The sequence below is a fragment of the Buttiauxella noackiae ATCC 51607 genome (genome assembly GCF_001654865.1).
GTDB lineage: Bacteria > Pseudomonadota > Gammaproteobacteria > Enterobacterales > Enterobacteriaceae > Buttiauxella > Buttiauxella noackiae.
Map to the genome: position 1 here is coordinate 41,026 of NZ_LXEO01000070.1, position 26,484 is coordinate 67,509.

The 26,484-nt window shown below is 51.8% G+C and carries 28 protein-coding genes and 2 pseudogenes; 11 read left to right on the forward strand and 19 right to left on the reverse strand.

All coding sequences use genetic code 11. The features are described from left to right. Window positions 1-4 precede the first annotated feature (4 nt). The 5 genes from pilP to M979_RS21915 are packed head-to-tail and all read right to left on the reverse strand — an operon-like array spanning window position 5 to window position 4,599. Window positions 5-517 (reverse strand): type IV pilus biogenesis protein PilP, encoded by a 513-nt coding sequence (pilP, locus tag M979_RS21895; protein WP_064556390.1) that lies wholly within the window; start codon window positions 515-517, stop codon window positions 5-7. Further along, window positions 507-1,781, reverse strand: a complete 1,275-nt coding sequence (pilO2, locus tag M979_RS21900) for a type 4b pilus protein PilO2 (protein ID WP_064556391.1) — start codon at window positions 1,779-1,781, stop codon at window positions 507-509. Before pilO2 ends, pilP begins: the two co-directional genes overlap by 11 nt. A 3-nt stretch (window positions 1,782-1,784) precedes the next feature. Continuing rightward, window positions 1,785-3,401 carry a PilN family type IVB pilus formation outer membrane protein gene (gene pilN, locus M979_RS21905; protein WP_064556392.1) on the reverse strand — a complete coding sequence of 539 codons (1,617 nt, stop codon included), beginning with the start codon at window positions 3,399-3,401 and terminating at the stop codon, window positions 1,785-1,787. A 29-nt stretch (window positions 3,402-3,430) separates the two neighbouring features. Next, a complete protein-coding gene (pilM, locus tag M979_RS21910; protein ID WP_064556393.1) occupies window positions 3,431-3,862 on the reverse strand; it encodes a type IV pilus biogenesis protein PilM in 432 nt (143 codons plus the stop codon). Window positions 3,863-3,870: 8 nt separating this feature from the next. After that, on the reverse strand, window positions 3,871-4,599 hold the full coding sequence (locus M979_RS21915; RefSeq protein WP_167350294.1) for a TcpQ domain-containing protein: 729 nt from the start codon (window positions 4,597-4,599) through the stop codon (window positions 3,871-3,873). Window positions 4,600-4,630: 31 nt separating this feature from the next. On the opposite strand from M979_RS21915, the gene M979_RS23565 reads away from it, so the two are divergent. Beyond that, window positions 4,631-4,804 carry a hypothetical protein gene (locus M979_RS23565; RefSeq protein WP_167350295.1) on the forward strand — a complete coding sequence of 58 codons (174 nt, stop codon included), beginning with the start codon at window positions 4,631-4,633 and terminating at the stop codon, window positions 4,802-4,804. Window positions 4,805-4,880: 76 nt separating this feature from the next. Here M979_RS23565 and M979_RS21920 read toward each other — a convergent pair whose 3' ends face one another. The 3 genes and pseudogenes from M979_RS21920 to M979_RS23970 form a co-directional block, all read right to left on the reverse strand. Further along, the gene (locus tag M979_RS21920; RefSeq protein ID WP_064556395.1) at window positions 4,881-5,105 is read right to left on the reverse strand and encodes a hypothetical protein; all 225 of its coding nucleotides are present in this window, start codon (window positions 5,103-5,105) and stop codon (window positions 4,881-4,883) included. A 160-nt stretch (window positions 5,106-5,265) separates the two neighbouring features. Beyond that, window positions 5,266-5,823 (reverse strand): transcription termination/antitermination NusG family protein, encoded by a 558-nt coding sequence (locus tag M979_RS21925; RefSeq protein WP_064556396.1) that lies wholly within the window; start codon window positions 5,821-5,823, stop codon window positions 5,266-5,268. A gap of 892 nt (window positions 5,824-6,715) precedes the next feature. Then, a pseudogene (locus M979_RS23970) lies at window positions 6,716-6,842 on the reverse strand (replication protein RepA). A gap of 64 nt (window positions 6,843-6,906) precedes the next feature. Between M979_RS23970 and tap the strand changes: the two are divergent. The 4 genes from tap (at window position 6,907) to M979_RS21940 (ending at window position 10,528) form a co-directional block, all read left to right on the forward strand. Next, on the forward strand, window positions 6,907-6,978 hold the full coding sequence (gene tap, locus M979_RS23945) for a RepA leader peptide Tap (RefSeq protein ID WP_074388703.1): 72 nt from the start codon (window positions 6,907-6,909) through the stop codon (window positions 6,976-6,978). Further along, the gene (gene repA / locus M979_RS21930; RefSeq protein WP_064556397.1) at window positions 6,971-7,990 is read left to right on the forward strand and encodes a plasmid replication initiator RepA; all 1,020 of its coding nucleotides are present in this window, start codon (window positions 6,971-6,973) and stop codon (window positions 7,988-7,990) included. Before tap ends, repA begins: the two co-directional genes overlap by 8 nt. A 1,297-nt stretch (window positions 7,991-9,287) precedes the next feature. Further along, window positions 9,288-9,437, forward strand: coding sequence for an MbeD/MobD family mobilization/exclusion family protein (locus M979_RS22910; protein WP_425338137.1), 150 nt, complete (start codon window positions 9,288-9,290; stop codon window positions 9,435-9,437). Window positions 9,438-9,622: 185 nt separating this feature from the next. Beyond that, on the forward strand, window positions 9,623-10,528 hold the full coding sequence (locus M979_RS21940) for an LptM family lipoprotein (protein WP_064556399.1): 906 nt from the start codon (window positions 9,623-9,625) through the stop codon (window positions 10,526-10,528). Window positions 10,529-10,707: 179 nt separating this feature from the next. On the opposite strand, the gene M979_RS21945 is transcribed toward M979_RS21940, so the two are convergent. The 4 genes from M979_RS21945 to M979_RS21960 form a co-directional block, all read right to left on the reverse strand. Next, window positions 10,708-11,016, reverse strand: coding sequence for a transposase (locus M979_RS21945; protein ID WP_245164806.1), 309 nt, complete (start codon window positions 11,014-11,016; stop codon window positions 10,708-10,710). A gap of 377 nt (window positions 11,017-11,393) precedes the next feature. Further along, a complete protein-coding gene (locus tag M979_RS21950) occupies window positions 11,394-12,689 on the reverse strand; it encodes a J domain-containing protein (RefSeq protein ID WP_064556400.1) in 1,296 nt (431 codons plus the stop codon). Continuing rightward, window positions 12,689-14,392: an Hsp70 family protein gene (locus tag M979_RS21955; protein ID WP_064556401.1), complete on the reverse strand. Its 1,704-nt coding sequence runs from the start codon at window positions 14,390-14,392 to the stop codon at window positions 12,689-12,691. The genes M979_RS21950 and M979_RS21955 overlap by 1 nt, the downstream gene beginning before the upstream one ends. A gap of 538 nt (window positions 14,393-14,930) precedes the next feature. Continuing rightward, a complete protein-coding gene (locus M979_RS21960) occupies window positions 14,931-15,851 on the reverse strand; it encodes a hypothetical protein (protein WP_064556402.1) in 921 nt (306 codons plus the stop codon). Window positions 15,852-16,154: 303 nt separating this feature from the next. Between M979_RS21960 and M979_RS21965 the strand changes: the two genes are divergently transcribed. Continuing rightward, on the forward strand, window positions 16,155-17,153 hold the full coding sequence (locus M979_RS21965) for a DUF6685 family protein (protein WP_064556403.1): 999 nt from the start codon (window positions 16,155-16,157) through the stop codon (window positions 17,151-17,153). A gap of 328 nt (window positions 17,154-17,481) precedes the next feature. On the opposite strand, the gene M979_RS21970 is transcribed toward M979_RS21965, so the two are convergent. The 4 genes from M979_RS21970 to M979_RS21985 all read right to left on the reverse strand — a co-directional run bounded on the left by M979_RS21970 (window position 17,482) and on the right by M979_RS21985 (window position 21,685). After that, window positions 17,482-17,898: a PIN domain-containing protein gene (locus M979_RS21970; RefSeq protein WP_064556404.1), complete on the reverse strand. Its 417-nt coding sequence runs from the start codon at window positions 17,896-17,898 to the stop codon at window positions 17,482-17,484. Next, on the reverse strand, window positions 17,895-18,125 hold the full coding sequence (gene vapB, locus M979_RS21975) for a type II toxin-antitoxin system VapB family antitoxin (RefSeq protein WP_064556405.1): 231 nt from the start codon (window positions 18,123-18,125) through the stop codon (window positions 17,895-17,897). Before vapB ends, M979_RS21970 begins: the two co-directional genes overlap by 4 nt. 260 nt (window positions 18,126-18,385) lie before the next feature. After that, on the reverse strand, window positions 18,386-20,596 hold the full coding sequence (locus tag M979_RS21980; RefSeq protein WP_064556406.1) for a KAP family P-loop NTPase fold protein: 2,211 nt from the start codon (window positions 20,594-20,596) through the stop codon (window positions 18,386-18,388). Continuing rightward, a complete protein-coding gene (locus tag M979_RS21985; RefSeq protein WP_064556407.1) occupies window positions 20,597-21,685 on the reverse strand; it encodes a hypothetical protein in 1,089 nt (362 codons plus the stop codon). Window positions 21,686-22,272: 587 nt separating this feature from the next. On the opposite strand from M979_RS21985, the gene ccdA reads away from it, so the two are divergent. From ccdA to hha, 4 genes are all read left to right on the forward strand, one after another. Beyond that, window positions 22,273-22,491: a type II toxin-antitoxin system antitoxin CcdA gene (gene ccdA / locus M979_RS21990; protein WP_064556408.1), complete on the forward strand. Its 219-nt coding sequence runs from the start codon at window positions 22,273-22,275 to the stop codon at window positions 22,489-22,491. A gap of 1 nt (window position 22,492) precedes the next feature. Continuing rightward, the gene (gene ccdB, locus M979_RS21995; RefSeq protein WP_064556409.1) at window positions 22,493-22,798 is read left to right on the forward strand and encodes a type II toxin-antitoxin system toxin CcdB; all 306 of its coding nucleotides are present in this window, start codon (window positions 22,493-22,495) and stop codon (window positions 22,796-22,798) included. 200 nt (window positions 22,799-22,998) lie between these two features. Next, complete coding sequence (locus M979_RS22000; RefSeq protein ID WP_064556410.1) at window positions 22,999-23,802, forward strand: site-specific integrase; 804 nt, start codon at window positions 22,999-23,001, stop codon at window positions 23,800-23,802. 97 nt (window positions 23,803-23,899) lie between these two features. Next, window positions 23,900-24,103 carry a hemolysin expression modulator Hha gene (gene hha, locus M979_RS22005; RefSeq protein WP_064556411.1) on the forward strand — a complete coding sequence of 68 codons (204 nt, stop codon included), beginning with the start codon at window positions 23,900-23,902 and terminating at the stop codon, window positions 24,101-24,103. A gap of 203 nt (window positions 24,104-24,306) precedes the next feature. Here hha and M979_RS22010 read toward each other — a convergent pair whose 3' ends face one another. Beyond that, complete coding sequence (locus M979_RS22010) at window positions 24,307-24,633, reverse strand: hypothetical protein (RefSeq protein WP_064556412.1); 327 nt, start codon at window positions 24,631-24,633, stop codon at window positions 24,307-24,309. Beyond that, window positions 24,624-24,854 carry a type II toxin-antitoxin system Phd/YefM family antitoxin gene (locus M979_RS22015; protein WP_064556417.1) on the reverse strand — a complete coding sequence of 77 codons (231 nt, stop codon included), beginning with the start codon at window positions 24,852-24,854 and terminating at the stop codon, window positions 24,624-24,626. Before M979_RS22015 ends, M979_RS22010 begins: the two co-directional genes overlap by 10 nt. Before the next feature lie 525 nt (window positions 24,855-25,379). On the opposite strand from M979_RS22015, the pseudogene M979_RS22020 reads away from it, so the two are divergent. Next, a pseudogene (locus tag M979_RS22020) lies at window positions 25,380-26,225 on the forward strand (ISNCY family transposase); the annotation flags it as partial. A 17-nt stretch (window positions 26,226-26,242) separates the two neighbouring features. Here the strand turns inward: M979_RS22020 and M979_RS22025 are convergent. After that, window positions 26,243-26,484, reverse strand: a 242-nt coding sequence (locus M979_RS22025) for an integrase core domain-containing protein (RefSeq protein ID WP_157093293.1), incomplete at its 5' end; no start/stop codon positions are given.

The window sequence follows — 26,484 nt, forward strand, 5'->3', positions numbered from 1 at the left end:
GTTGTTACTCGCTGAAACTCGGGGAATGGAGAGTGCCGTCGTCTGATTTAAGGCGAACGCCGCTGGCGGTGATCTGCTGGACGGTATACGTCGTGCCGGGCAGGCGTTGTCCGGGCGCGACTTCCACGACGGTGCCATCGGCCATCTGCATTCGGCTTTTCAGCCGGTTACCGCTGCCGGCGATTTCCAGGATCCGGGGCAGCGTGTCTTTACGCGTAACCTGTACCACCTGCGTGTCATTCTTCTTACCGTCGGTTGCCTCACGGATAACCGGCACCGGTGCATCCAGACCGTTACCGTTTTGCTGCCAGCTGATGATGGCTTTTGCCCGGGCGGCCCGGGCTTCATACAACACCGTTTCGGCCTGAATACGTTCCAGTTCGTGAATGGTCCAGGTGCGGGTGGCGGTGGATGACGGCGTCACCACGGTGCCGGTCTTCTCCGGCTCCTGTGCCCGGGCGACGTCACTGATAAAGAACAGTCCCGCCAGCACAGCCAGAATGGGTTTAATGTGCATACAGTTTTCCTTCCAGGCTGTAGTGCAGCCGGGCGTTGATTAACGTCATTTTGATCCCGTTCAGACGAATGCCGGCGCTGTTAAAATCCGGGCCAAAGAGGTGACTGGGTGGGATGTCGGTCTGAAGCTCAAAGCTGAACGTACGCCAGGGTAAATCCACCAGGTTACCGTCAACTATCACACTTTTGGTGTTGTCTTCCTTTAACGTCAGCCCGGCGGCCAGCTGCTGGGCGTAGTTGGTCAGGCGCTGTGTAATTTCGTCGGCGTCTCCCGGGCCATCCTGCCGCTCTTGCAGGTTGACGACCGTCAGGGGGATACGTACACCACCGGAGTCGGCCGCGCCGGGAATATTGAAGAAGGGTTTCAGGCCTGGATAAGTGTCTTCCAGACGGGTCCTGAAGGGGTTCAGTGTGCCGCCTTCCGGACGGCGCCATGCCAGCCGAAGGTGCAATCCGTCATCATCCAGACTGCACATGGCCGTCTGGAACAGCCAGCCTGCGAGGCTTATCGGTGCATCCCACTTATCACTGCAGGCCCGAATAAAGACATCGGGTAAGGGCTGCTGCTTCCAGGGGGTAGGCGGATCCTTTTTCACCAGTTTCCTGGCTTCAGCCAGTGCCCGGGCGCGGGCCGTGTTCTCCTGCGCCAGGCGATAGTCCTGCCAGAGATTGATGCCATACCAGCTGGAGAAGGCGGCCAGCAATACGACCGTCCACAGCACAACCGGTCGACGGGAAGACACCGGTGAAAGACGTGATGACTTACGTACCGTGCAGGCGGTCAGGATGTCATTCAGATTGCCTTCCACAGACTCGATGCCCGGCAGGAACCCGGAAGGGCTGTACACCGCCCGGACACTGTCGTGACCGTAGTACGCCTGATAACGCTCCACGGCCTGAAGGATTTCGTCACGCGTACCGGTCATATCCGACAGCAGTGACAGCTCTCCGGCGGACGTGGCCACAAAATAGAACACGTCGACGCCCACAGAGAAAACCGCCCAGCCATCCGGCCCCAGTAGCTCAGTCAGCTGCGGAGCCAGCGCCATTGCCCGGCGCTTTTCCCGGGGGCTAAGCGTGGTCAGGTTAAGACTGGCGGCACCCACCAGTTTTTCTCCCTGACCGTTGTGGACCAGATAGTGGTCAGCGCCGACTGCACGGGCCTGATGGCGGTGATCCCGCCGGCTCAGACCTTCTGCGGCCAGCCAGTGCAGGCCTGCCACCCAGATCTGTTCGCCCACATTAAGGAGAAATTGTTGTTTCATGACTCACCCCAGGAGGGTTGGTGTGATGAGAATGACCAGAATGGCATCGTTATTTTCCCCGTTAACGCCCCCGCCTAACCCAAAGAAGCCCGGCGAGCCGACCCCCTGACGGTTGACACTGTTGCTCTCCTGGTTATGTCCGCTGAGCAGGAGCGTCTGCCCGGAACGCAGGATGGTGCTTTGCGCAAAGTTGTGCATTTTGGTTTTGGGCAGCTTCAGGGTCACTTCCCCGACTTTTTCCGGCTGCATATCCGGGTCATCGCTCATGGAAATGGAGTACTGCAGCTCCATCTGGTCGCTTGCCGGCTGGATATAAGGCAGCAGGGTCATATTGAAGCCGGTGGAGATAGTGGCTTTCTCGACCGAGGTGCTGGAGCCGACGTTTGCCGTGTTTTCCGAGCTGACCTGGCTGATGTAGTCCTGCTGGGTGACAACCTGCACCCGAACCGGACTCATATTGGTGGTGGTGCTGGCACTCTGCGTCACCACGGAGACATTGGCCTGCTGTGCCAGTGCGTGGATAAAGGCGCTGGAGTTGGCGAACTTCCCGTCCAGGATGTTAATCCCGCCGGTCATCGCACTGCTGGCCGTTCCGGCCATGGTATTGCCCAGCGATAAGCCCACACTTCCGGACTTAAAGATGGCATCCAGGTCGATACCCATCTGGTCCTGACGCTTTTTGGTCACGGAATACACTTTGACGTTCAGGACAACCTGACGGGTCAGTTCGATATTGCGGCCCTCGATAAAGGTCTGCACAGCATTCAGCACACGGGATGTATCGGTCACCGTCAGTAACCCGGTGGAAATGGACATGCGGCCCGTGCCCGGTGTCAGCATCGACTTCACGGTGTCTTCAATCTCTTTGTAGCGATTGGTGTTCATATCCGTGATGGTGGTCTGGGAGCTGTTTCCTTCCGTGGAGGCACCGTCGCTGCTGCTGCCACCGGAAGAGGAGCCGTAAACTGATCGGGAGGTGAACTGGGTTTTTGAATCCTGGAACCGGATGGGGAAGCTTCGTGTATCCAGATAGAAAATCGCCACACGGCCCTGTTCATAACGCCATGACAGACCCAGACGCGTGGTCACGTGGTCAAGTAAGCCTGACAGAGAGCCCTGCCAGTTAATGCCCCGTAGCGTATTGCCGCTGGTCACCATTTTGGGCGGTGCGACCGACCCGCCCATCTGGTTCAGCGGAACCATCCCGGAGCCGTCCGGCACCGGAACCGGCAAGGGGCCGTTGATTTTTTCAGTGGCCCCTGCCGTCATGCCTGACCCCTGAGCATCCGGGGTGATTACCACGGGGACACGACAGGTCTGGGTAATAAAAGCACTGACATCGGCCAGACTGATTTCACCCGGGCGGGTGAGGGTCACAGCACAACCGGGTAGCGCTTCTTTTGTCATGGCAGCCTGATTGAGGGGGACGGGATTTATCCACTGCGTGGTGATTTCCTGCACCGGTTTTCCCAGGCTTACGTTCTTCATTTTATTTCGGGCGGTCGTCTGGTCTGTATCGACGGTGTCCATTGACTGATTAATCCGGTCAAACGTGCCACAGCCGGCCAGCCCCAGGATGGCAACAAGCGTTGCGACCCGGGTGGTAAGGTGATGTGTCATGGGCGAGTCTCGAGGGGGCGGGCCCCGTCTCAGTTGAGGTAAACGAGATAACCCTCCGGAATAAGGTCCGGCAAGGTTATCTGCATATCGGTGCCGCTCAGATCGATGAGCCGGCGGGACTTAACACTGCCCAGCAGGGCTGAGTGTCGGGAAACGGTGACCAGCGCGTCTTTCAGCCCGGGTTGGGAAGGCTGATAGACGAATACGCGGCCCTGACGAATGACATGCCGCACACCAGAAGGTGGCGCAGCCTCCAGGAGGCTGTCACTGAATGTGCCGTCGGCCATCGGGTGAGCGTAGAGATAACTGTTGATGGCATTCATATAACGCAACGTCGCGGCAGCCTGTTGTTGCTGCGTATCGGTCTGGTATTGACCGGCATCAGTGGCGTTATCGTGTTGCAGGACACCGGAGGAAAACAGGAGGAAGACCGAGAAGAATGACAGGATCAGGTAACTCATTCGCCACCTCAGTTCATGGGTTTATCATCGACTTTGAGGACACACTGCGCAGAGTTCGTGCCGGCATAAAGCGGTACTGCCGCATGCTGATACAGCGCAAAGACCTGATTGAGGGCATCACGCCATGGGCCACTGAACAGCAGCGGAGCATCGATGCGGTAGTTCGTTTCAGTCACCCAGGCAATGCTCCACTTTTTCCCGGGCAGTACTTCGCAGTCGGTCGTGGCAGCCCAGATAAACAGGGTGTCCTTGAGCGTGCTGCCTGTGTCTGCCCGCCAGACCCGGGGAGCAGGCCTGACCGGTTCAGGCGCTTTCACTGGCGTGAAGACTTTTGTTGCCCCCGCCTGTGTTGCTGGCGGGGTGGCGGTCGGGGCGACAGGGCCCGTTAACAGCTTGCTTTGCGTGGTTGTTGGCGACGTCGCTGTTGCAGGTACCCCGTTGACACCTGCCTTTTCGGCCCGATCCACAGTAACTTGTCGGGATGCCCAGTAAATATTGATTTGCAGCTGCTGCTCACGCGCCAGTTTCTCCAGTACATATGGCCACTGGTCACCGCTGTTCCAGGATACCCGGGACAAGGCGCCGGCTTTCAGGCGGGATGACAATACGGTATTCCAGCCAGCGGGTACGATGGCCACCAGAGCCTGATCCAGCCGTCTCTGCGCACCGGGCCTGGCGACAAGCGCAGGAAGAGTATCCGGTGTGCCGGTATAGCGCACGTGCTGAAGGCCCGGCATCAGGCGGGGCCCTGGGGGCAGGGGGAGCGACGTGTCGGCGACCGGTTCAGGTGCTTTTACCGCTGTTCCCCGCATCGTAACGGGTGGAGTGGATGATGGGGCCGGGCGCCTGACTGGAGAGAAGTTCAGCCCACTGGCCAGTGCCAGGCTTTCCTGCTCAACTTTGACCACCATGAGCTGGGCGGCCATCAGGTTGTCCACATAACTCTGCGCTTCCGGCAGTGTACTGACATGTCCCTGCTGGCAGCCGGTCAGCAAAAGTGGCAGCAGGACCGCGCGTTTCATGGCTCTCTCCGGTTTTTGGTTGCATTCATCTGGATCCTGTCAGCCAGAACGCGGATTTCGAACTGCCTGTCCAGCAGGCAGTCGGCCAGCGCATTCACCAGAGCGTGAACGGTAACCGGGCGAGATTGCTGATAACCGATATCCACGGCTAATTTTTCCAGGCCCTCCGTGCGTGCAGGGTTAAAGCGCACAGTGTGATGGCGTACATTTTTATTTGTCATGGGGACTCACGTATAAAAAGAGCTGCCCGTAGGCAGCTCAGGGTAAGAATATGTCAACACAACCCGGAGAGTGACCTGGGGGGGGGACGGTTGTTGGCAGTGAATGTCGGGGGCTGAAAACACGTTGTGGGGATGTCTGCCCCACAGCGGCAAACCCGGACTACCGGTTGCCGGGATGATCTGTATGGTCATGGAAGGATTTCGTCAATGCCAGGAACATGGCGGTGCGCTGCATTTCATTATCAGTACTGACTATCCTGCTGATTTTATCGTACAGCACACTCTGAAGCGGTGAAGGGTTACTCATCCGCTGTTTACGTTTGCGCGGGGGCCGGTAAGGGCGCTGAGCGGCTTTCTCCTGCTTTGCGGCTTTAGGGACGACATCACGCTCATCAGCGCAGGCCGGGAGCGCCATCAGTGTTTCCATAACAGACGCGGGTAACGGCTTAATTTCCTGACCATATCTGACAAACTTACTCACCCCGCTGCATTCTTCTTCGATGCGTGACGGGTGGATCACTTCCGGGTCAAGATAGGCAAACAGATATCCCCTGAAAAGGGGCTCAATGAAAGGTCTGACGCCGTTGCAGTCTGTCCGGGGGCGCCAGGTTCTAAGCATAGGGCAGAAAACGGTGATGTTTTTCAGGCTCAGGCTGAGCTGGGCCCTGTACAGTTTTTCTTTCCCGGGTTCATAACAAACGAGATACCACGCTTCCATGGCGATTGTCCTGCGATAAATAAAGTGAGAGGTAAATTGCGGGCGAGCCCAAGAATTTTTTGACCGTGGAGTGACTGGTCAAAAATCAAATGTTCATACTGAACTCGCCTCACTGAAGTTTGTACCCGGCGTTTGGTATGGACGAGGTGTACTCACTCGGTCCCCCCGGGCACAAAAATCAGTGAAGCCAGAATGGCCGGCGAGCCATTCCTTTTTTTGGCGACGGAGAAAGGGTTTCTCCGCTGTATCAATCCTGATTTTGCGATATTTCTTGTGGTTAAAAATCAACCTACATCTATTTGTGTTGGCAAGAATGGCGAATCCTTGGTAGTGAAATAGACCATTTTGATCATTTAACGCAGCACACAAAACTGGATGTGCATTTAATGGTCGTGTTTATATCCCGAAATGTATTTGTTTGTAAACAGTTGCATAGGCAACCAGAAATACCTGTCCTGTGGATAACTCCGTTTTAAACCAGCATAAATGATCGTCATGAGATCTATGAACGATCAATTATGCTGGCTGTGGAGGGTGGTACAGAATATCGATCTGTTTTGCTGCTCGTTTTTCATACAGAAAAGAAATTAAAAAAATGTGATTTTTGTTCCGGTTTTGTGGGGATAAACATGATTTTTTAAATTCATGATTATTCATATATTGGACTGTTTTCTATGAATATTTAGGTTAAGGAAAGAATAATTGCATCAATAAAGACGCAATTTAGTTTAGGGGTAAGGAAGACAGGTATTATCGATATTCACACAGGAGAAAAATCGGGTATCATACGAAAAATGTTAACAACGCTGACCAGCGCAACAACGGCGAACTGTTGTCGGTCAGATCCTTTTACGGAGTAGTTTTACTTGCCGTATCGGGAGTCATTAACAGATTACTGATCGTTTAACAGAATGTATGGTTGAGCCACGCCAGAAAGTGGCAGGGAACTGGTTCTGAGGATTTACTGGAGCCAGAAAAGCAAAAACCCCGATAATCTTCTTCAACTTTGGCGGGCTGATTAGATTAACGGGGTCCTACTAAAACTGCACAGAAGCTGTTGCTCTGTGCGGGGAGTATAAATTCATGCCCAGAGAAATTCAAGACCTCTTGTGCGTACTCCTTCCGTGCAACATAAGCGCGGAAAGGTGTGTCTGAACAACCTTTACATAATCATAAATTCCATCCTGATATCGATGACCCGGACCGTTTCTGGCAAGGGTTAAGCGAACGCTGTGAAGAAGCCTTTCTGGTTGAACCCGTCAGGAAAAAATCTCTGCGCCGGCGTGGCGAACACTCCACTAAAGCTAAATGTGACAGACCGGCCTGGTTCCGACCAGCTCATTATAAAGCCCTCGGCGGTCAGCTTGGCCATGCCTATCACCGCCTGGTGATGAAAGATCCGCAGACTGGTCAGCCCCGTTTGCGGATGCACATGTCCCGCCATCCACTTTATGTCCGTGAACGCGAACGGGCCGGCCGTAAATATGCCTTCCGCCCTGAGAAACAGTACCTGCTGGATGCACTCTGGCCAGCACTGGTGAGCTTCTGCGATGCCGGCAAACATTCTGTTGGGATGTGTGTGTCACGTCTGGCGTTTGAAATCAGTTCGAAGGACGAAAAAGGTCAGCTGATTGCAGGACAGGAGGTGACAGTGTCGCGCCTGTCCCGGCTTATTGATGAGCAGATCCGTTTTGGCGTACTGGCTATCTCCGAAGAAAAGACCTGGGACCGCGAGTCCCGCACCTGGTTTCCTAAATACGTCTGGATCACCGCTCTGGGATTCTCGATGCTGGGTGTGGACCTGGTAAAGCTCGAAGCACAGCAACAAAAGAAGTTGCGTGAGAGTGAAGAACGTCGCCGGCTGATTGCTGAAGGGGTGATGAGTGAGCATGACGAACTGTCACCTCATGCTGCGCGTCAGCGCTGGGCGGCACAGAAACGCGCAGAGGCGATGAAGTTCCGCCGTCAGCGTGGGGCCGACCGTAAACGGGCTAACCGTCTGGCCAGACTGCCCCGTGACAGCCAGGTGTATGAAATGTCACAATTCTTGCTGAAGACGATGGCGCCAGATGAGGCTTACTGGTGTACGCCACAACGCCTCGAGCAGCTGGCCATCCAGCGTCTTTATCAGCTCGAACTGGCACTGGCGTCACCGCCGCCACACTGACCCTCAGATTTACCTGCCTGAATGTAGCCAGCCCCGTCGGGGCGTTTTGTGCTGCCTGTCATCTGCCCGCTTCTCTATTTTGTCCCTTTCCTGAGCTGTTTACGGCAACATTAATACAAACCACCTCCTGCTACGTGCATTCTGATGATGTGCAACGTCTCTTATCCACAAAAATCCGCAAACGAATAACGGGAGAAACCGGCAAACAGATAAAATGAAAGCTGCAAAATAGTCTTACACCCCTTCTTTTTCCTTTGCCCTTAAACGACCAGGCAAACAACCTATTGTCTGTGAAAAATCGGTGAACAGTGGCCTTATGGCCACGTCGCTAGAAAGGGCAGATATAGCTCCCACCATAAATGGCGGGCCCCCCTATTCACAATGAACTTTAGTTACAACACACATAGATATACTCAACATCAAAACCCCGACATTTGTGACATCTCACACCAACCCACCACTGAAAAGCGCCGCCGCCCCGGGCGAAGCCCGGGATGATGTCGCTTTTAGTAATGAATGTTGTAACTAGCTTCTTCGTGGCTGTAAGTAGTATCGCTTTTGGTATTGCTTACATGCCCGTAAGCGCCTCACGGCGCTAACGCGGAGATACGCCCGGGCAAAGCCCGGACCACTCCGACGGCACAAACAAGATTCTTCTTCGCGGCCAGTGGGTCTGGCTGGGCAGGGCGAGGGGCTGGATTGGTGGAAACTATCAAAGCAGGGCGGCTACACCGCGCAACCGGCGCCGTTCAGCAACAGTGAAACAGGTGACTCCGGCTGGCGCCTCCATGCCGCGTCGCGGCATAAATCGTGTCCCTGTAATGCCTTATATAACATTTGGTTAGTGGTTATATTGCGGTATAATTCATCCGCCGAAACCGGCGGCGCTGCTGATATTTGCCGCCGGTGCGCAGTTTCCTGCTAATTTTGCGGATTATTCGCGGAAAATGTTTCATCTGTACCGGGACATGAACGTCCCGACATGGATCATCGGTGATTCACTGGGCGTGCCGGGGCTCAGTACCCCCTCCTGTGTGATGAAGGTGTGGCCGGAGCGGGAGAACATTCGTCAGGTCACGCCTGCGGATTTTAATGACGACCTGGACCGATTGCTGGCGGGTCATTGTCGCCTGTAAGGTTTTCACCCGCCGCCATACAGGACTGAAGGGTGCCGGAAATACCGGCGGTTCCGGCACAGAACCCCTGGATGATACTGGCGGGGAAATAGCACATGACGGAGCTGGAAAAACAGTTGCTGAGCGCATTAGAGTAGCTACAGCAGGACTACTCAAAAAGGCTGAACGAGTGGGAGAACGCCTTCGTGGAATGGCGGACGATGTCTGGTCTTATGCAACGGGAAAACGCGGCGCTGAGCGAGCGCGTCACGGGCTTGAACAGGCAGGTGCAGAGTTTGAGTGAGCAGCTGAACCGGTTGTCGAGAGGCTGAACGCGATAGAAGCTCACCGGCAGCAAGAGCGCGCGGTGCAGCATCAGAAAGCGCTGGAGCAGGAACGATCACAGCGGCTGCGGAAGTATGACGGCCCGTCGCTATGATGCCCCTAATCCGGAGCAGGGGTGATAACAAATTTTTAATATAGTAACTTTCATATTTTTGATGAATGGAGTCATGCAGTGAAAAAGTTAATTAGAATTATTATTCTGTTATCTGTAGCTATCACCCTATCAGGATGCCTGTTAACAAATGACCTCGTTAATGGAAGTTTCAAATATGATCCATCCCACAGCTATGCTTGGAATGTGTTTGTTGCATCCAAACAGGATCCTTGGAAAGACAAGGATGTTTCCCCTGAAGACCTGAAGCTCTCTGGTAATAAACTTTATTACTGGGGAGCTCCTGATGATAGTTCCCCGTATAACCTGAGTAATATTGACCTGAGAAAGCTGATCGCCACGTATCCTAGTCCAGGTTTCGATTCAAACGATTGGGAGCGTTCTGGACTGATTGCTTGGCTTCCTCATGAGCTGGCCTCAGACAAAGAGTCAGCCATACGCCTGTACATTGATACGATGAGAAACGCTACAGAAGCAGCGTTCAGAAACGTAAATATGAAGAGCACTGACAATATCATGGATAGCGGATACAGCAGTGTTATCGGAACCTTTTTCAAAGGTAAAAGCTTAGGTAAAACCGTCTATGTTGGGGCGAGTTTTATTGATGAAGAACTAGGCTGTGTGGATGAATATAGGTCGACGGTGAATCGCCCTGACTGTGGTTATTTTATGACCCAACATGGCGTTTCGGGAATATATGAAACGCCATCATTCCTAAAAAGAAACTCAGACGGAAAACGTTACCTGTTTAGTGGTGTTATGGGGGGGAGTATTTTGGATGTTAGTGCTCTTTCTCGTGGGGATACAGTTAATACCCCTGAGCTGGCCCGCAAAAGATTGCGTATTTTACAAAAGCTAAGTCAAGATCTACCAGAATGGGTGTTTATTTACCGGGCAGCAGAGCAAAAATACGGGTTGCCAGCACTAATGATGAATAAGGGAACAACATACTTTTACATCAGATAGTTTTTTAAGGCATCTGACTATCCGTGACGCCAGCAACCAGCCAGATACGAGTGCCTGACGGGAGGGATATCATTGGCTTCTCCCGGTCAGCTGGCGGAGCAGCACCGCCAGCAGTTCGGGTGACGGGTTATCCAGTGTCATTTTACCCTGACTGAACTCCACGTGGCAGGAGGTGGCGTTCAGCGAAGGAGAGTGACAGGTTGTGGTGCTTTGCTCATCGATAGTGTAGGGTCAGATATCACCTCAACAGGCAGTAGCATCGGTGATGAAGTGGGTGCGTTCGTTGCGGGGAGACGGCGTGATATGCGGCCTTCTTTCTGCCAGAGGCTTAGCCATTTAAAGACCAGATTATGGGCAACTCCGGTCTCGCGGGCTATTTGAGTCACGTTGGCTCCGGGTTGGGATGCCAGCCCGACAATATGCAGTTTAAACTCGTTGGAGTAGATGTTGCGGGCTTCGGTACGCCAGTCGGTCATATTTTCCATCATTAGAGCCCCTTCTAAATTAGACGGAGCTCTAAGCTAACGATCCCGGAACCAGAATCATAGGCGGCAGTGGCTTGACGCTTACCATTGAGGTGCCGAAAGATCACTAAGAACCACTGGTCGGAAATTTCGGCGGTTCCGGCGTAGAACCCCATACTGAATAATAAATAAAGGTATCGGCATCCAGGAATAAGTTATTAGCTTGAGTTGATATGCACGTTACAGATTAACCTAGCGTGACAGCGGCACCAGGCACAAAACTGACTCCCAGTCTCAGATCTCACATCAACCAACAAAAAGCCGGATGGCGCTTACACATCAACTCACACAGCAACCCGCGCCGTGTTTTTTCCATTGCCGCTAACAAAAATCCCGTTTTTCTATTTGAACAATTTGAGTAACTCGGAGAGAACCGCGACACAGAGAGTGAAATAAAGTAACGTCCATATCGCTGAAAACCATGAGAAACTCATCCACTCAAGCAGTTTCCATGGGCTGGAAAAGATCCTGCTTATCGTGATACCGGGCTTGCGGATAAAAGGCACGTCTTTCGGCCATGCAGCCCAGAACACAATACCCAGTACCAGAATAGCCAGTAGCGAGACGAGTGCCATTGGGCCATGTCCGGAAGGAGGAATCGATACCACGGCGGCAAAAAAAATCCCACCGAAAAACAACTGAATGACCGCGAGTGAGAGCAGAAAATCCAGGAAAAAGAAGCCGCTAAGCCATCGGGGCCTGCCACTCAGTCCCATCATGAGAACATCGCTGAGATACAGGTAAAATATGACGATGACGATAGCCGTTATGCTGGCAGCATGATGAATATCTGGCTGCCGGGACAACGAGTTAAATGCCATTCCCCAGAACACGAGCAGAAAGATTCCCTGCCAGCTAAGCATCAGGCGTTTCAGGCGCAGAAATTCCAGCATCACGGGATTGAGCCGTTCAGCGATTTCGGGATAGTAAGAGGTAAAACGTTGAGCCTGATTAAGGAGCGCCTGTGGAAGCCCAGGCGTAAGACGAACCCAGAACGGTACCTGTTGATAATCGCTTTTCAGAAGCCGGATCGCTGTTTTCGAGAGCAGCGAACCATGAGCTTCCTCAGTAGCCATTTGCAGCCAGGCGCGATTGATTTCCGTCTCCCTCAGGCGCTGCTGGATAGCGTATTGTATCGGCCCGGGGATGATATAACTGTAGTCATATTCCTCTATCCCCCACCCCAGCAGTCCAGAAACACGGTCAAGCAGCCCTTCCGTGAGCCCTTGCTCTTCAGAGAGCGCCGCAGCTAAATGCTGATGAAATTGTTGCTGCTGTAGCAGGCTCCCTTGCGAAGCGATTTTTATGCATAATCCGTTCATCGCCACGATCCCAACCATTTCAGTGTTGACCAGCTTATGTGCCAGCGCCTGCATCTCTTCGGCGGTATAGAACGTTTTCGCCTCAGGAAGCGCCACTTCGACGGCAGGAGCCGAGGATGGGTGGCGAATGTCAAGATGTACTGGCGTCGCGCCACTCCCTGCCTGCTGTTTAGCCGCATCGAAGGCTTCGCGCAGTTGCTGATACCCTCCTGGATCTTTATCCGGGCGATGGGTTTTGAGCTGTTGAGCGTAGGCGCGACGGATCTCTGCTTCATCGCCTGTCGGAGGGATCCCCAGAACTTGCCAGATAGTCATCAGCGGAGTTCCTCATCGTATTGCCGGAGGAATTGTTCTACCCGCCCGCGCATCGTTGAAATACTGCGAATATCCTGACTTTCCAGAGACTGTTCAAACGCAGTCAGTAGCTCGTCAACCCACCTGCGCTCCTCGCCGAGTAGATGTTCATACAGACGTGAGCAGCGTGCCAATATTACCTGGTTTTCCTGGCGATCCCGAGGGTGTAGCTTGAGGTCGTTTAGCTTTTGCAGGCTGGCGGTAATCTGCTCTTCGCTCATTTGTCCGGGGATTTTTTCGATAACCATTCGCGACACCGTAGGATTGTCTTTGTTGTAGCACTCCACTTCCAACAGCCCATCCAGGGTGTAAGTGAAACGCACGTCGAGATCGACTTCACCGGCGGGACGGGGAGGAACCTCAACCCGCATTTCGCCAAGGAACACGTTATCCTGCACCCGCCGCCCCTCTCCCTGGTAAATTTTCAGCAGTATCACGGTCTGGTTATCTTCAACCGTGTTAACGGTCTCCATTTTACTGACCGGCAAAAAGGTATTGCGCTCAATCAGCGGCATAAAGAAACCGGGTTCTATCTGGCCCACGTGACGTTTTACCACTTCGACACCCAGCGAAAAAGGCATAACATCCGTAAGAATAATGTCTTCTACGGCGCTGTCATTCATCACCATCCCCGCCTGCACGCCGGCTCCTAGCACCACGGCTTCGTCGGGATTCAGGTCATAGCGGGGGAAGCGTCCGAAAAGCCGGGCGACGGTCTGACGTACGAGGCGCATCCGCGTCGCACCGCCGACAAGCAGAACATGATCGAGATCATGCAGGGAGAAGCGGGCATCATGCAACGCCTGTTGAACCGGACGCTGTAGCCGTGTCAGCAGCATCTGGCAACAGTCCGCCAGTGCGCTTTCCGTCAGCGTCCAACGCCACTGGCGCCCCTTCCATTCCATGGTCGCCGCCGCACTCTCTTCGAGGCTTAACGTCTGCTTCATCGCATCCGCTTTTGCCAGTAATTCCGCTCTCAGCATCGGTGATGGCTGTTTAAGTTCAGGGTGCTGGCGCAGCATCCACTGTACAATAGCTTCTGAAAAATCATCCCCGCCCAGCTGCACGTCGCCGCTGCTGGCGCGTACCTCAACCACACCTTCAAACATATCAATGATAGAGACGTCGAAGGTGCCACCACCGAGGTCAAAAGTGAGGTATTTTTGTTCGCGGTTTTCAAGTAAGCCGAAAGCGAGGGAAGCGGCCGTTGGCTCATTGAGCAGACGCGCGACCTCTAATCCGGCCAGACGAGCGGCATTTTTGACAGCCCGTCGCTGGACATCATTAAAATAGGCCGGGACCGTGATGATCGCTCTTGTTAACGTCTGTCCCAGCCAGGTTTCTGCATCCTGTTTGAGCTGGCGTAACAGCAATGCAGACAACTCTTCGGCGCGAAACTGCCGTGTCCCCAACGAAAGTGTGGCGTCGGTTCCCATATAGCGTTTAAAGCTTGCTTGCGTCAGCTGTGGGAAACGTTGTAAGCGGTCACGAGCCGGACGACCAATCAAAATATTACCCTGTCCATCGAGCCCGACGACTGAGGGGGTGAGTACCTCTCCCCACTGATTGGGGATCAGCACAGCTTTACCGTTCTGCCAGAGACTTACCGCGCTGTTGGTTGTCCCAAGATCAATCCCCATCACCTGCATTGTTGCCACACTCATTCCCTCTGCAAAAAATCAATAGCAAATGCTACGCAGTACATCACCAAATAAACGTCTTCTTAGGGGGCCGTTTGGAAAACGTAAAACAAACCACGCTAAGACTATTTTTTAACCAGTGCGCTTTTGCCTGTCCCTTTAAGGGGTTTGAAGCCCAATCGTACGAGATCATACGTTAAGTACATTATTTGAGCAGATCTGCCGGGTAAAGAAAACGAGGGTTTTGTTTATTCTTTCCATTGATACCAGTACCCATGCGGTTTTCTGCACTTTCGGCGTTAATAAACCCAGTAATCAAATCAACGTAAACCTGACCGACATCTCCACGACTTTATAGACTTAAAATCCTATAGTTACGTTCTTAACGTACGTTTCCGTTCCATTGGGCTTCAAACCCCGAAGACCAGAACCCGCTACGACGAAGCGAAATATTTGCTGGCTCCCGAAGCGCGACACTCGCCCTTACTGAAGCCATAAAAAGCTTGTCGAATGTCTCAGGGCGTGAAGCGGACATTAAGATCACCTGTTGATGTGATCTACTTTATTTTTCGCGAAAGAAAAAATGCACTTTCCCTTGCTGAAATGCAACGGCAGGCAAGCCCTCATGTTCATGAGGCGATAGGTAAAGAATTACCCACGCAGGAAGATGGCTACTGACTTGTTGCATGAAGGCATAATTCATACGCTCATTTTCTGCATCGGAATGATCAGCACTGTTTCTAAATACCGGGCTGAGGGAACTTCCATTTAAACCATCGTGTCTTATGAAATAACTTTTTCCGGTCGCATTTGAACCTATTAAGTCAGGAGTGCGGACAATTTTTTCTGCGTCGTGGAAGCTTGTATAAAAGGTGCAGATCGGACTATTCTTGCGAGCAGGGTCGAAATAATCATCTTTTGGAAGCTCACATCCCGCATCTTTATCTGCAAATTTAACGACCAGAAAGCGTGAAGCATTGGTTTGAAAAACGTATTTTCCTAACCAGTCATTGTATCCCGCTCCCTTACGAACCCTAAATTCGCGTTTAGATTCATTTAAGGTAGCCATAACAGCAGCTTCTATTTTATTTGAGAGCACAAGTGAAGCCGCCTGGGGTGTGGTTGCCAGTTCGGTGGGGATCCATGCCAGGATCCCATTTGATTGCCAATCTTCCACACTCATACCCGTGGCACGATGTTGCAGCAACGGGGTTAAAGACAATGTCGCTTCATTTAATTTATCATTTCCCACTGTAGGGAAAACAAAATCGTAATCCGCGCGGCTGAACATCTTGCTTTGAGACTGGCTAACCAAGGCGTCGCTATAAAGGTCCATGCCGGATGCATTGATGATATTCCAAGCGACGCTATGTTCGGTGCGATAGGCGTACGGTTTTTCAGATTGGTCACGAATGCCAGAGCAGGCCGTCATTAGCAGTGTGGTACACACAATTGACAATGACCTCGGAAAAAAAATGTTCATCCATTCTTCCTTTTGTTTAATCCTGTAAACTAATACCGGCAATGCCCGCTAATAAAGTTAATGTAAATGTTAACGGGTATATAACAAAGGGGGCTTTGGCAGGAAATATCCGGAAAAATACGAATTGCGACGAACTTCCGCTTTGGCGCAAAGCGGACCGTCATCCCTGCTTAAGTCACTGGCTTACCGTACAATAATTTTCGATCTCCAAACTCTCCCCTAGTATATTTTCGCGATTATCCTTGACTGTGCTAAGGCTGGGCGGACGTGATCAGGACATTACATGACCATCAGGGAAAGCATATGAGTGATCAACCGGAAAGAGGTAAATTTGTCGATCGGCCGGCAGAAGCCAGGGCTTCTGTCTGGCGCAGAATAGCTGGCTGGATACGCGAGGAGATTCTGCATTCTCTGGGACGTCCCGCCCGGCTGGAGGGTACGATTGCTTCCGGGAAGCTTATTCCCTGTCCGATTATCGCCCCTGTCGACACATTCTGGACACGGTCGGTGGTCTACTGGCAAGACTGGATGTCTTCATCTCTGTCATCATTTCATTCTCGTCCCTGGACGATCGACTACCGCAAACCGGGCTACCAGCGCCGACTCGAAAGCCATTCACTTGCTGTTCCTGAAGTTCAGCAGCTGATTAGCAAAGAAGATGTCCCTCATTTTTCATGCGACATCACGGATATCCGGGGGATTTCGGCATCGAAATCTCTGGAGCATGATATCCGGGACATCGATGAGTTTCCCATACTGAGATGCTGTGAGCTGGCTGAACCCGTGACTGAAGAGCACCTGCGGAAAAATATGTGTCACTGGGAATTACGGCTCGACCGGATGCGATTTGCTGAATATCCGTGGGCAGAGCGGAGGTTCTACTGGCTGAACGACGGTGGCTCACACCATTTTGGCGCTGCCCGCTATCAGGCATGCCGCCTGGGCATTGCGGTTCCACTTACCGGCAGACTCTGTCGCTACGGTGTTAACGTGCGGATGATCTCCGCTTTACGTCAGCAATGGCACCTGTTTGCTATTCCGGCAGACGAACTCTTCGGCAGCTTTTTCGACGCCATGAATGCCTTTGAATGCCCGTTTGGTAATTCCGGTTTGCCGCGTCACATGCATGATACGGAGAAATCAGGTATTGCTCTCAAACTCGTCTGGCTTGAACGTGGCCATCCCAGAGCCAGTGCTGTTGCTGATGTACTTTCAGCTGCAGGCTTTCCGGATTTCGGGAAGCAGCTGGTGCAACTGGCGACAGGATCGGCAGGGATGACTTCCGGAGATTACGCTAAATAAGCCTGCATTTATCTTGGGGGCCGCCTGGAAAAGGGAAAATAACCTACGCTAAGGCCACTTTTCAACCAAATGGTTAAGAGGTTCGAGGGCCAATGAAAATAAAACGTACGCAAGTGAAGTAACTGTCTGATGCATAGAACTATAATAGACAGGGAGGACACTCTTAAAATAGTGTCTTTTGAATCGGAAAATGGAGTTTAACGGACACTGTTGTCTACTAATCTATTTTCAGGCATCTATTTCTCTCTTACGGTACATTTTCGTACAGATGGCCCTCAAACCCCTAATATACCGGGAGTAATCAGAAGTCATCCCTGAAGCCATCAGCCTATTTAGCCCAGTCTTCCAGCGTCAGTCCAGGTACCCGCTCAAACTCTCGTGTATTATTGGTCACCAGAATGGCACCGGCGGCTATAGCGTGCCCGGCAATGGCCGTGTCATTCGGGCCAATCGGCGTACCGGCCGCAGCCAGGGCTGCTTTCACTTCAGTCGTGGCATCCACAGCGATCCGGTCCCAGGCCAGTACGGCATCGAGGCGGGCGCAGAACGCCTCAACCAGCTGCGCGTGGCGTGGCGAGGCTTTTTTTCCGATTGCCCCGAAACGCATTTCGGCATAGGTGATGGCCGAGACGACGATGCGGTGGTTACGCAATACGGCCTGTTCCAGTCGTTTCAGTACCGCTTCGGGTTGCTCACGCATGATGAATGAGCAAATATTGGTGTCCAGCATATAGGTTTTATTCACAGCTCAAATCGTCCTTCATCGCTGACAATCTCCTCACGCTCTGCCATAAAGTCCGCATCGGCTTTTCCCAGTTGCGCAAATGACCCCCAGCCCGGCCTAACGGGACGCAGAATGATGCTGTCACCTTCGCGGACAATTTCCAGCTCGCTGACGCCCTCAAAATCCAGATCGCGGGGCAGGCGGATGGCACGGTTATTGCCATTTTTAAATATCGATACGGTTCTCATGTTCTTCTCCTGGCCGACAGGCCTTTATGCATAGGCTAAGTATATGCAGATGCAAGGCATATGTATAGGTCAGACATATGCATATGCCTTGCATCTGCATATGTAACACCTATCCTGTTTTGATGTTCTCTCTGACAGGATCCGAAAAAAGGTAAACCCAGAGGTTATTCAGGTATAAAACAATGGTTGCAACTGCAAAAGAGAACCTGCTGGGCAGGTTCCCTGGGGATTGTTGATAAAATGGCTGTGCTGGAAAAGAATCAGAATGATTTGCTGAACGCGATAGCTTTATTGATTTCATCAGTCTGGTCAGGAAACTGCCCTTCAGCTTCAATACGGCTTAGCCTTTCCCGTAGCTCCTTCTCTCCCCCGAACAGATGAGCGATTTCCGTTATTTTCAGGGATAGATAGTGTCCGGACGCGCTGGAGATGCCGTGAGAGCGCAGACTCAGCAATAACGTCAGAAATGCCTCGTCAGAGGTATCGTGTTGTGAAATCCAGGCAATCAGTGTTTCCTGGCCTGCAATATCCTGCCAGGCCCAGACAAATCCTCCCAGCTCACCTCCCTGCAGAAGCTGCAATTTCAGCTCACCACTATTCAGACGCTCACAAAAGTTGCTGCGAACGAGGTTCAACTCTTCATCTGTCAGCAAGCGTTCATGCTCTGATGCTGCCCGGTTACCGGCCAGCCCATTCTGCCACAGCAACTCACGGATATAGTTTGCAATCCAGCCCCATGACGCCCCCTTCATCGTCAGCGAAAAGAGTGTTTTCAGTGCTTTTGCACGGTCATCGTCAAGCATCCTTTTCAGAAGTCGATTAGCAACGCTGTTAACATCAAGATCATACCGGGAAAACCAGCGATTCCTCTGTTGATAACGCGCTGTAATCTCATCACCTGCACTGAAGAAGAATGCCAGCAGACCAGCGCATTCAGACGCAGTATGTTTGTTTATCATTGGCCATGTCAGCTGGCTCAGAATATGCTCAAACCAGGTGCGGGAGGACACGCCATTACTGTTTATCTTACCCAGTAGCTCCTCCGTCAGGGCTTGGCCGGATGGTTCGTTGCCTGCCATACGGAACAGCTCATCAAAATAAGCCGGCGGGAGAATGTTCTGCGGGGATGAAAAGGCAAAGTAGTAACGCCAGTAAGCTGTGCTTCCGAGACGGCGGTTTGCTGTCATCATCGCTTTCTCGTCATCAGAGGTCTGACCGAATAACGTCAGCTTATCAAGCTTGTATCCTGAAATACCTGGCAGCCAGTGGCGCAGGGAGATTACAGATTTAGCCTCTGAGGATCGAAACCGTGACAGACATTCGCGTAGTGTTTGTGCCAGATCTTTTTGTTCCTCTTCACTGACACTTCCGTCCCCGGATTCCATGATGGCACGCTCTGTCAGGTATTCTTCTGACCAGTCATATAGCCCGGGATTGGTTGTGCGCATCAGCTGGAGAAAGCATAGGTCCGGAAAATAAACATAATCACGAATCCCGTTATACCGAAAAATAAGCCCGTTCAATGTCAGCTGCACCTCGCGGGGGGTCTGCAGGCTGGCACCGTAAAGATCCACTACCATGCTCAGGTCATTAATAAGCTCTTCATTCGGCTCGATATGATTAACCGACTCATATAACCTGATGGCACCAGACAGGAATTCACGCCGCAAATCAAAGCTTTCTGGCCGTGGCAGGCTGAATGCCAATGGAATTATCTTCTGTAGGTAAAGCAGCCCATCCTTGACCGCGAGACCGTTCTGTACAGCATGGGCCAGTACATCCCTGTCGTAACACATCACATAGCGGAAGCGTGAAAAGTCTGCCACAGAACGAACCATTCGCAGTACTTCAACTGCCTGAGCAGGCTCAAGTCGGTCCAGATCATCAATGATGACAACAAAGTTAATCCCCATCTCAGAAATTTTCTGCTCAATATCCTGTCGCAATTCAGCTGTCGTCTTACCATGAAGGGTCAAGTCTGTTTCCGCAAAGGCTTTCATTCCTTTCGCCACAATCCCCACACCCGGAATGAATTCGCCCGCTAAATCAGTAAGCGGAGCCAGCCTACGTGAGGTCTGCTGCGCATAATTCAGGACGTTTTGTACCAGCGGTGAAACTTTACTGGCCATGGCCTGGGGGGAGGTATCGAGTTCTGCCAAACGCGCCGCAACCGTCAGAAGTAATGATGTGACAGGACTTTCATCAGGTGATGTCAGCCAGGGAGAAAATGGTAACACCACCGTTTCAGCTGGCATCTGCGTTTTTAGCTGACCAACAAGGAGATTCAGAAGGCTGGTTTTTCCTGACCCCCACCGGCCCTCAATACCGATCACTGTGCTGATATTCTCGTCCAGCGCGCAGATACTGCGAGCCAGGCCTTCAGAAATCGCCGTAAAGCCGTAACGATCATCTTCAGGCATCATCACAGGACCTTCAAATCCGGCACGTGAAATTTGTGTTCCTGTTACCATTTATAGATCTCCGTACAGACAACGCAGCCCGGTGAGAGCGTCCGCCAGTTTGCCTGTACAGGCTGCACCGGTCAGCTGTCGGATCAGCTCATCAAACGCCTCCGCTGGCAGGAAAATCCGCAGTCCGTCAATGCCAAAAAAGCCATCCGCCGTCACGTGTCCTGGCGGAGAAAACATCACGTGTCTGCCCTGATGGCCATGCTTCAGGGCTTCAGGCCATTGGCTATACAGAGTAAACAGCCCCAGCAGTTCGGAGAAATGGGTCCAGCTGCAGGGCAACACAAATTCCTTGCCGGTGATGATCAGGTGCAGTCGCGGAGTCTGATACCAGGCGTCGGGACGCTGACCAGCCGGCTGGCCGTATACCTGGATATCGAGGCGCAGCGTACCGGCCAGGATGGTTTCCGTCACTGCCGGGATAAGCGGGCGCAGCTCCTGGGCCAGCGCTTCCGATTTGCTGTCAGACCAGTCAAGCCCGTACAGCATCAGCGGGAAAATCTGCTGCAGACGAGGCAGGGTGAAAATCTCATTCAGTACTGCATCCGGGAACTCGGCCAGCTCAAAACAGCCACTCTCCAGCGGACGCAACAGTTGCTCTGCATACATCGGGTCAACGACCGGTCGCAGAGTGGTGATGAAATGGTCAAATTCGTCAACCCAGTTTTCTCCCGCGATTTTGTAAATCCCCTTAAGATAATGTTCATCCCTGATCCTGTTATGCTCGACCTGCCATGCCAGCAACTCGCGGATGATTTGCAGCAGCATTCCGAGGGCAGGTTGTGTGACAAGCCGGTTATGGCTGTGCATGTACCCCTGTCTGGCGTGGGACAGCACGAAACGCAGTTCATCACGTGAAAGCGATGGCAGGCCAAACGTCTGGCCCAGAATGACCTGACGATAAAGCTGGCGGACGGTCGCCTCCGGATCGGCGATCAGCTGAAAATAACCGTCGCCGGTGGCGGCGGTCTGCAGACCGTCATCGAGGAAGCGTTCGGCCAGGGCGTTGACCGAGGTATTTTCGCGACCGGCACGTACTTTCAGTGCCTCGATCAGTTTCTTGTGAAAGCGCAGGGTCAGCTGACTCAGCATTTGGGCTCCTGTCAGGATGGCTGTATTCTCTGAATACAGTTTCAGTGAATGAATTAATCAGATATGAAGTAAATCATTTAATTATAGAGTGGTCAATTTAATGACATCATTTCACTTTAGTGGATGCAATTCTTAAGTAGTCACTCCTTTTCACCGGAGATCCGAAAACCCTGAGTTGCGGATCTTTCTTCACCGCCCGCTCATTCGCCAGCCTCAGAACACAACATCCGGTATTTCACATCGCAGATAACTGACATATTTTGGGTTTTTAACCGTCACAGACTGCGGCAGGTAAGAGGCAGAAAAGGGCGCTTCGTGTGAAGAACGCTCATGGTATACTTCCGGAAACTGTTGAATACGGGATAAACCGGATCAACTGAAAACCGCACAACGGTAATTTACCGGCGTGGTTATATGGCTGGTTACTGTCGTCAGAGTGATTATCTTTCAGGGTATTGTTAAGCAGGATGACTTTATCATCGAGTGAATAATAGCCTCATAACAGTATGCTGGTATTGAAGCGAATTTTTATGCCACAATCGTATATACCTTTATTCATACTATAAGTATGTACTGGAGTGTGCAGAATGAAGCAACGCATAACGGTGACGATAGACCGTGAAAATTATCAGCTGCTGAAAGAAGCCGGTGTGAATATTTCCGGTCTGGTCAATATGGCCATGCAGAATGAAACCCGGCGACTTAAAACAGAACGCTGGCAGGCAGAAAATCGTGAAGGGATGGCCGAGGTCGCCCGGTTCACTGAACAGCACGGCTCTTTTGCTGACGAAAACAGGAGCGGGTGAGATGCAGTTCCGGGTTTACCGCTATAAGCGGGAAAGTGGGTATCGGCTGTTCGTGGATGTGCAGAGCGATATGATCGACACGCCGGGCCGGCGAATGGTGATCCCGCTGGTGAGTACCCGTCTGCTGTCAGATAAGGTGCCCCTCGGCCTTTATCCGATCGTATGCTCTGGTGAAGAGCGATATCGGGTGATGACTACCGAAATGGCCGGTGTTTCCACCACGGTCATCGGCGAAGAAATTGCAGATGTGAGTGCGTCGGGGAATGACATCCAGTATGCCATTAACCTGATGTTCCGGGGGGTCTGAGTCATTACAGACAGGGCCCCCCGAATATGTCGGGAGTGCTCTGTGAATATAAGGGCGAAATTATGTCTCCGTGAAAGCGGCGCGCTTCTCTCTGCAACCGGAAGCTTTAACGCATTGTTCTGCTCCGGAATTTTATGCAGGGGAGGGTGATCTCCTGCCAGGTTTTATCCGGGATAATTTATGACCAGTGAAGGATTTCAATGAGTATGACCCCTTTCCCGGCGCTGCCCGGACCGTATTCTGCCCTGCCGGCTTCATTACCTGTGGCTATTGATTATCCGGCGGCGCTGGCATTACGTCAGATGGCGCTGGCCCATGATGATTACCCGAAATACCTACTGGCGCCGGAAGTCAGCGCGCTTCTTCATTATATTCCGGATCTCTATCGTCAGACGCTGATTGCCACACTGTGGAATACCGGCGCGCGTATAAATGAAGCGCTGGCACTGACGCGGGCTGATTTCACGCTGACGCCACCGTACCCGTTCGTGCAACTGGCCACGCTGAAGCAACGCACCGAAAAGGCTGCCAGAACAGCGGGCCGGGCACCTGCAGGTGTCATTCCCAGCCGGATCGTTCCGTTGTCCGATCTGCAGTTTGTTTCACAGCTGCAGACGATGGTGGCCACGCTGAAAATTCCGCTGGAGCGACGTAACAAGAAGACCGGGCGAACCGAAAGGGCGCGGATCTGGAGCATCGCCGACCGGACGGTGCGCAGCTGGATCAACGAAGCCGTGGAGCTGGCCAGGGCAGACGGGGTGGTTTTCTCCGTGCCGGTGACACCTCATACGTTCCGCCATTCGTACGCCATGCACATGCTGTACGCCGGTATTCCGCTCAAGGTCCTGCAGAGTCTGATGGGACACCGGAGTGTCAGTTCAACGGAAGTTTACACTAAGGTGTTTGCGCTTGATGTCGCTGCACGACACAGGGTGCAGTTTCAGATGCCGGCAGCCGATGCGGTGGCCATGCTGAAAAATAGCAGCAGCCAGAAGATTATTTAGCTTTAGCGGGCAGGGGGAGCGTTGCTCTGAGCGAACAGCTAAATCAGAGTGTGCTAAAATTCCCGCGCAATATTGCAAAAAATAGAAGTTATTCAGAATGAAAAAAATTGATTGGTTAATGAAATTAAGGAGATGCACATGTTTAGATACCTTAGAAAAAATAATAGAAAAAAACAGGTATGAGCTTTCTGATGCGGAGTTGGAGATTTTTAACTCTGCTGCTGATCATCGTTTGGCTGAACTAACAATGAATAAACTCTATGATAAAATACCTGCATCGGTTTGGCAGCATGTAAAATAAATATCACCTCAGGCATGAAAATGAATATACAACTGTTAAAGTAAAGGACCGTTCCAGCCGCTTTTATTTCTGGAATTCCTGCGTAAATCCCTCTAGTTGATTCAACAAATACTCACATTTCAGGTGGCGCAATACCTCTGTGCAAGCTATGTCAGACCTTGCGCTCACCTGTGTAGGGAACAACCTCAACATGCTCTTTGTTTTCAGGCACTGATAAGTCGTTTAAAGAGTAGTTGCTGTATATTCTGCCGTTGTGACAACACAGCGTGTGCTGTTATAAGAGAACCTTCCACGGAATATAAAACCCGATAGCCGTCAGGAGTATTGCATTCTCTGTATTTTGCACAGCCTATTTTTAGTAACTCAGGGCAAATCTGGCATCCGAGCGGGAATTCAGTAACTTTGCTCTCAAAGTAGTCGAGTATGCCCAGGATGACTTCTTTAGGTTCAATCTCAATGCGACGTAAATGGCTGGCGATATCATCAATACAAATTTTTACGGTGAACGTGTACTGAATGCTCACGATAATCCAGCCAGTAATTGCTCTTTGGAAAAGATACTACCATCCGCCTTATCCTTCTCTGAAATAGTCAGCAGTTTCAGCAAGGCTATGGCATTTTCTCGCTCCTGTTGTGCATCATAAGATTCAATCACATAAGCAGGAACACCGTTTTGCGTGACGATAATCGGCTCAGCCAGATCAAGAGTTGCAGCATTCTTTTTAATGAAGCTTATTGTTTCTACCTTCATAGTCATCCCCCAAACACAAAGACTAAATATAGTCATAATTTGGTCTTCTTACAAGATGAACAATATGCCTTCGCTAACTTTCCTGAACATAGACATCTCTGTTAAGTGCGAGCCATTCACCAAACATCAGGTTTACGTCAGTTGATAATCTGGGTTAGCCAAGCGTGCTCATGCTATTTCGATAATATCGGCACCTTCATCAGCCAGCATCATAATATGCACAGAGGCACGCATTTAAGCCATCATCAATGTGAATGTTCATGATGGCCATGCGTTTGATCCTTTTGGCTACGGCTGTAAATTCCTGATGGAAGAAATGCGTAACAAGGCGACACTATTACATTCAGCACACAAGGTGAGAAGGGAAGGTAGTGCCTAGATGTGTGAATTATGATATTCTTTATAAATCAATATGTTATTTAACATAAGATAGATTGCACGCACCAAGATTGTAGTAGCAAAGTTGTAATGTCCGCTCTGGGCTAAGTTAAGATGTCCGGCGTGTATAATCAAGTAAGGATTACCATGACGGCTCTCGCAGCGGAGTTTTTCACATTGGATGAAGTTAACCGACTCAAGATAATTCAGGACGTCATCGACCGGCGTCTGACAACACAGATGGCAGCTCAGCGGCTTGGTATCTCCGACCGTCAGTGCCGCCGTCTGCTTGCGCGTTATCGTGAAGATGGTCCGCTTGGCATGACCAGCCGCCGTCGTGGCATGCGGGGTAACCGGCAACTTATGCCCGGGCTTGCCGATCAGGCTCTGGAACTTATCAGGACACGTTATGCTGATTTCGGTCCGACACTGGCGCAGGAAAAACTCGCAGAGCTCCACGGTCTGATCCTCGGTAAAGAGACCGTGAGGCGCATTATGACGCGTGCGGGTCTCTGGGTTCCCCGTAAACAACGGGCCGCCAGGATCCATCAACCCCGTTACCGGCGCCCGTGTACTGGTGAGCTGATACAAATAGATGGCTGCGATCATGAGTGGTTCGAAGATCGTGGCCCGGCCTGTACCGTTCTGGTTTACGTTGATGATGCAACCAGCAAAATTATGGAGCTTCTGTTCGTCAAATCAGAGTCCACATTCTCTTATTTTGAATCCACGCGACGCTACATCGACAAACACGGTAAGCCACTGGCGCTGTACAGTGATAAAGCGGGCGTTTTTCGGGTGAATAACAAAAATGCGACCGGGGGTGATGCCCATATGCAGTTTGGTCGGGTCATGCATGAGCTGAGCATTCAGACTATCTGTGCCGATACCAGTGAGGCGAAAGGTCGCGTCGAACGTGCACATCTCACCCTGCAGGACCGCCTGGTGAAAGAGTTCCGGTTACAGGGGATCAGTTCAATGGAAGCGGCCAATGTGTAAGCATACCCATTTTAGTTCCACGCACTTTTTGAGATTTCCGGTTTCTCAGCCATCAGCCGGTACTCTTCCGGTGTCAGGTTATTCAGGGATTCATGGGGCCGCTCACTGTTGTATTCGTTCAGCCAGCGTTCCGTTATTTCCCGTGCTTCGTTCAGCGTTCTGAACAGATAAAAATCCAGTATTTCGGTCCGGTATGTTCGGTTAAATCGTTCGATAAACGCGTTTTGCGTCGGCTTACCCGGCTTGATAAATT

Bases quoted from the DNA above. Each gene is read 5' to 3' on its own strand.
- vapB (WP_064556405.1), bottom strand. From the start codon at position 18,125: ATGAGAACCGTATCGATATTTAAAAATGGCAATAACCGTGCCATCCGC.
- M979_RS21980 (WP_064556406.1), bottom strand. From the start codon at position 20,596: ATGGTAACAGGAACACAAATTTCACGTGCCGGATTTGAAGGTCCTGTG.
- ccdA (WP_064556408.1), top strand. From the start codon at position 22,273: ATGAAGCAACGCATAACGGTGACGATAGACCGTGAAAATTATCAGCTG.
- M979_RS21955 (WP_064556401.1), bottom strand. From the start codon at position 14,392: ATGAGTGTGGCAACAATGCAGGTGATGGGGATTGATCTTGGGACAACC.
- M979_RS21920 (WP_064556395.1), bottom strand. From the start codon at position 5,105: ATGACAAATAAAAATGTACGCCATCACACTGTGCGCTTTAACCCTGCA.
- M979_RS21985 (WP_064556407.1), bottom strand. From the start codon at position 21,685: ATGCTGAGTCAGCTGACCCTGCGCTTTCACAAGAAACTGATCGAGGCA.
- M979_RS22015 (WP_064556417.1), bottom strand. From the start codon at position 24,854: ATGAAGGTAGAAACAATAAGCTTCATTAAAAAGAATGCTGCAACTCTT.
- hha (WP_064556411.1), top strand. From the start codon at position 23,900: ATGAAAAAAATTGATTGGTTAATGAAATTAAGGAGATGCACATGTTTA.
- M979_RS21925 (WP_064556396.1), bottom strand. From the start codon at position 5,823: ATGGAAGCGTGGTATCTCGTTTGTTATGAACCCGGGAAAGAAAAACTG.
- pilM (WP_064556393.1), bottom strand. From the start codon at position 3,862: ATGAGTTACCTGATCCTGTCATTCTTCTCGGTCTTCCTCCTGTTTTCC.
- M979_RS22000 (WP_064556410.1), top strand. From the start codon at position 22,999: ATGAGTATGACCCCTTTCCCGGCGCTGCCCGGACCGTATTCTGCCCTG.
- pilN (WP_064556392.1), bottom strand. From the start codon at position 3,401: ATGACACATCACCTTACCACCCGGGTCGCAACGCTTGTTGCCATCCTG.
- M979_RS21915 (WP_167350294.1), bottom strand. From the start codon at position 4,599: ATGCCGGGCCTTCAGCACGTGCGCTATACCGGCACACCGGATACTCTT.
- M979_RS21945 (WP_245164806.1), bottom strand. From the start codon at position 11,016: ATGATGGAAAATATGACCGACTGGCGTACCGAAGCCCGCAACATCTAC.
- ccdB (WP_064556409.1), top strand. From the start codon at position 22,493: ATGCAGTTCCGGGTTTACCGCTATAAGCGGGAAAGTGGGTATCGGCTG.
- M979_RS21965 (WP_064556403.1), top strand. From the start codon at position 16,155: ATGAGTGATCAACCGGAAAGAGGTAAATTTGTCGATCGGCCGGCAGAA.
- pilP (WP_064556390.1), bottom strand. From the start codon at position 517: ATGCACATTAAACCCATTCTGGCTGTGCTGGCGGGACTGTTCTTTATC.
- M979_RS21960 (WP_064556402.1), bottom strand. From the start codon at position 15,851: ATGAACATTTTTTTTCCGAGGTCATTGTCAATTGTGTGTACCACACTG.
- M979_RS21950 (WP_064556400.1), bottom strand. From the start codon at position 12,689: ATGACTATCTGGCAAGTTCTGGGGATCCCTCCGACAGGCGATGAAGCA.
- pilO2 (WP_064556391.1), bottom strand. From the start codon at position 1,781: ATGAAACAACAATTTCTCCTTAATGTGGGCGAACAGATCTGGGTGGCA.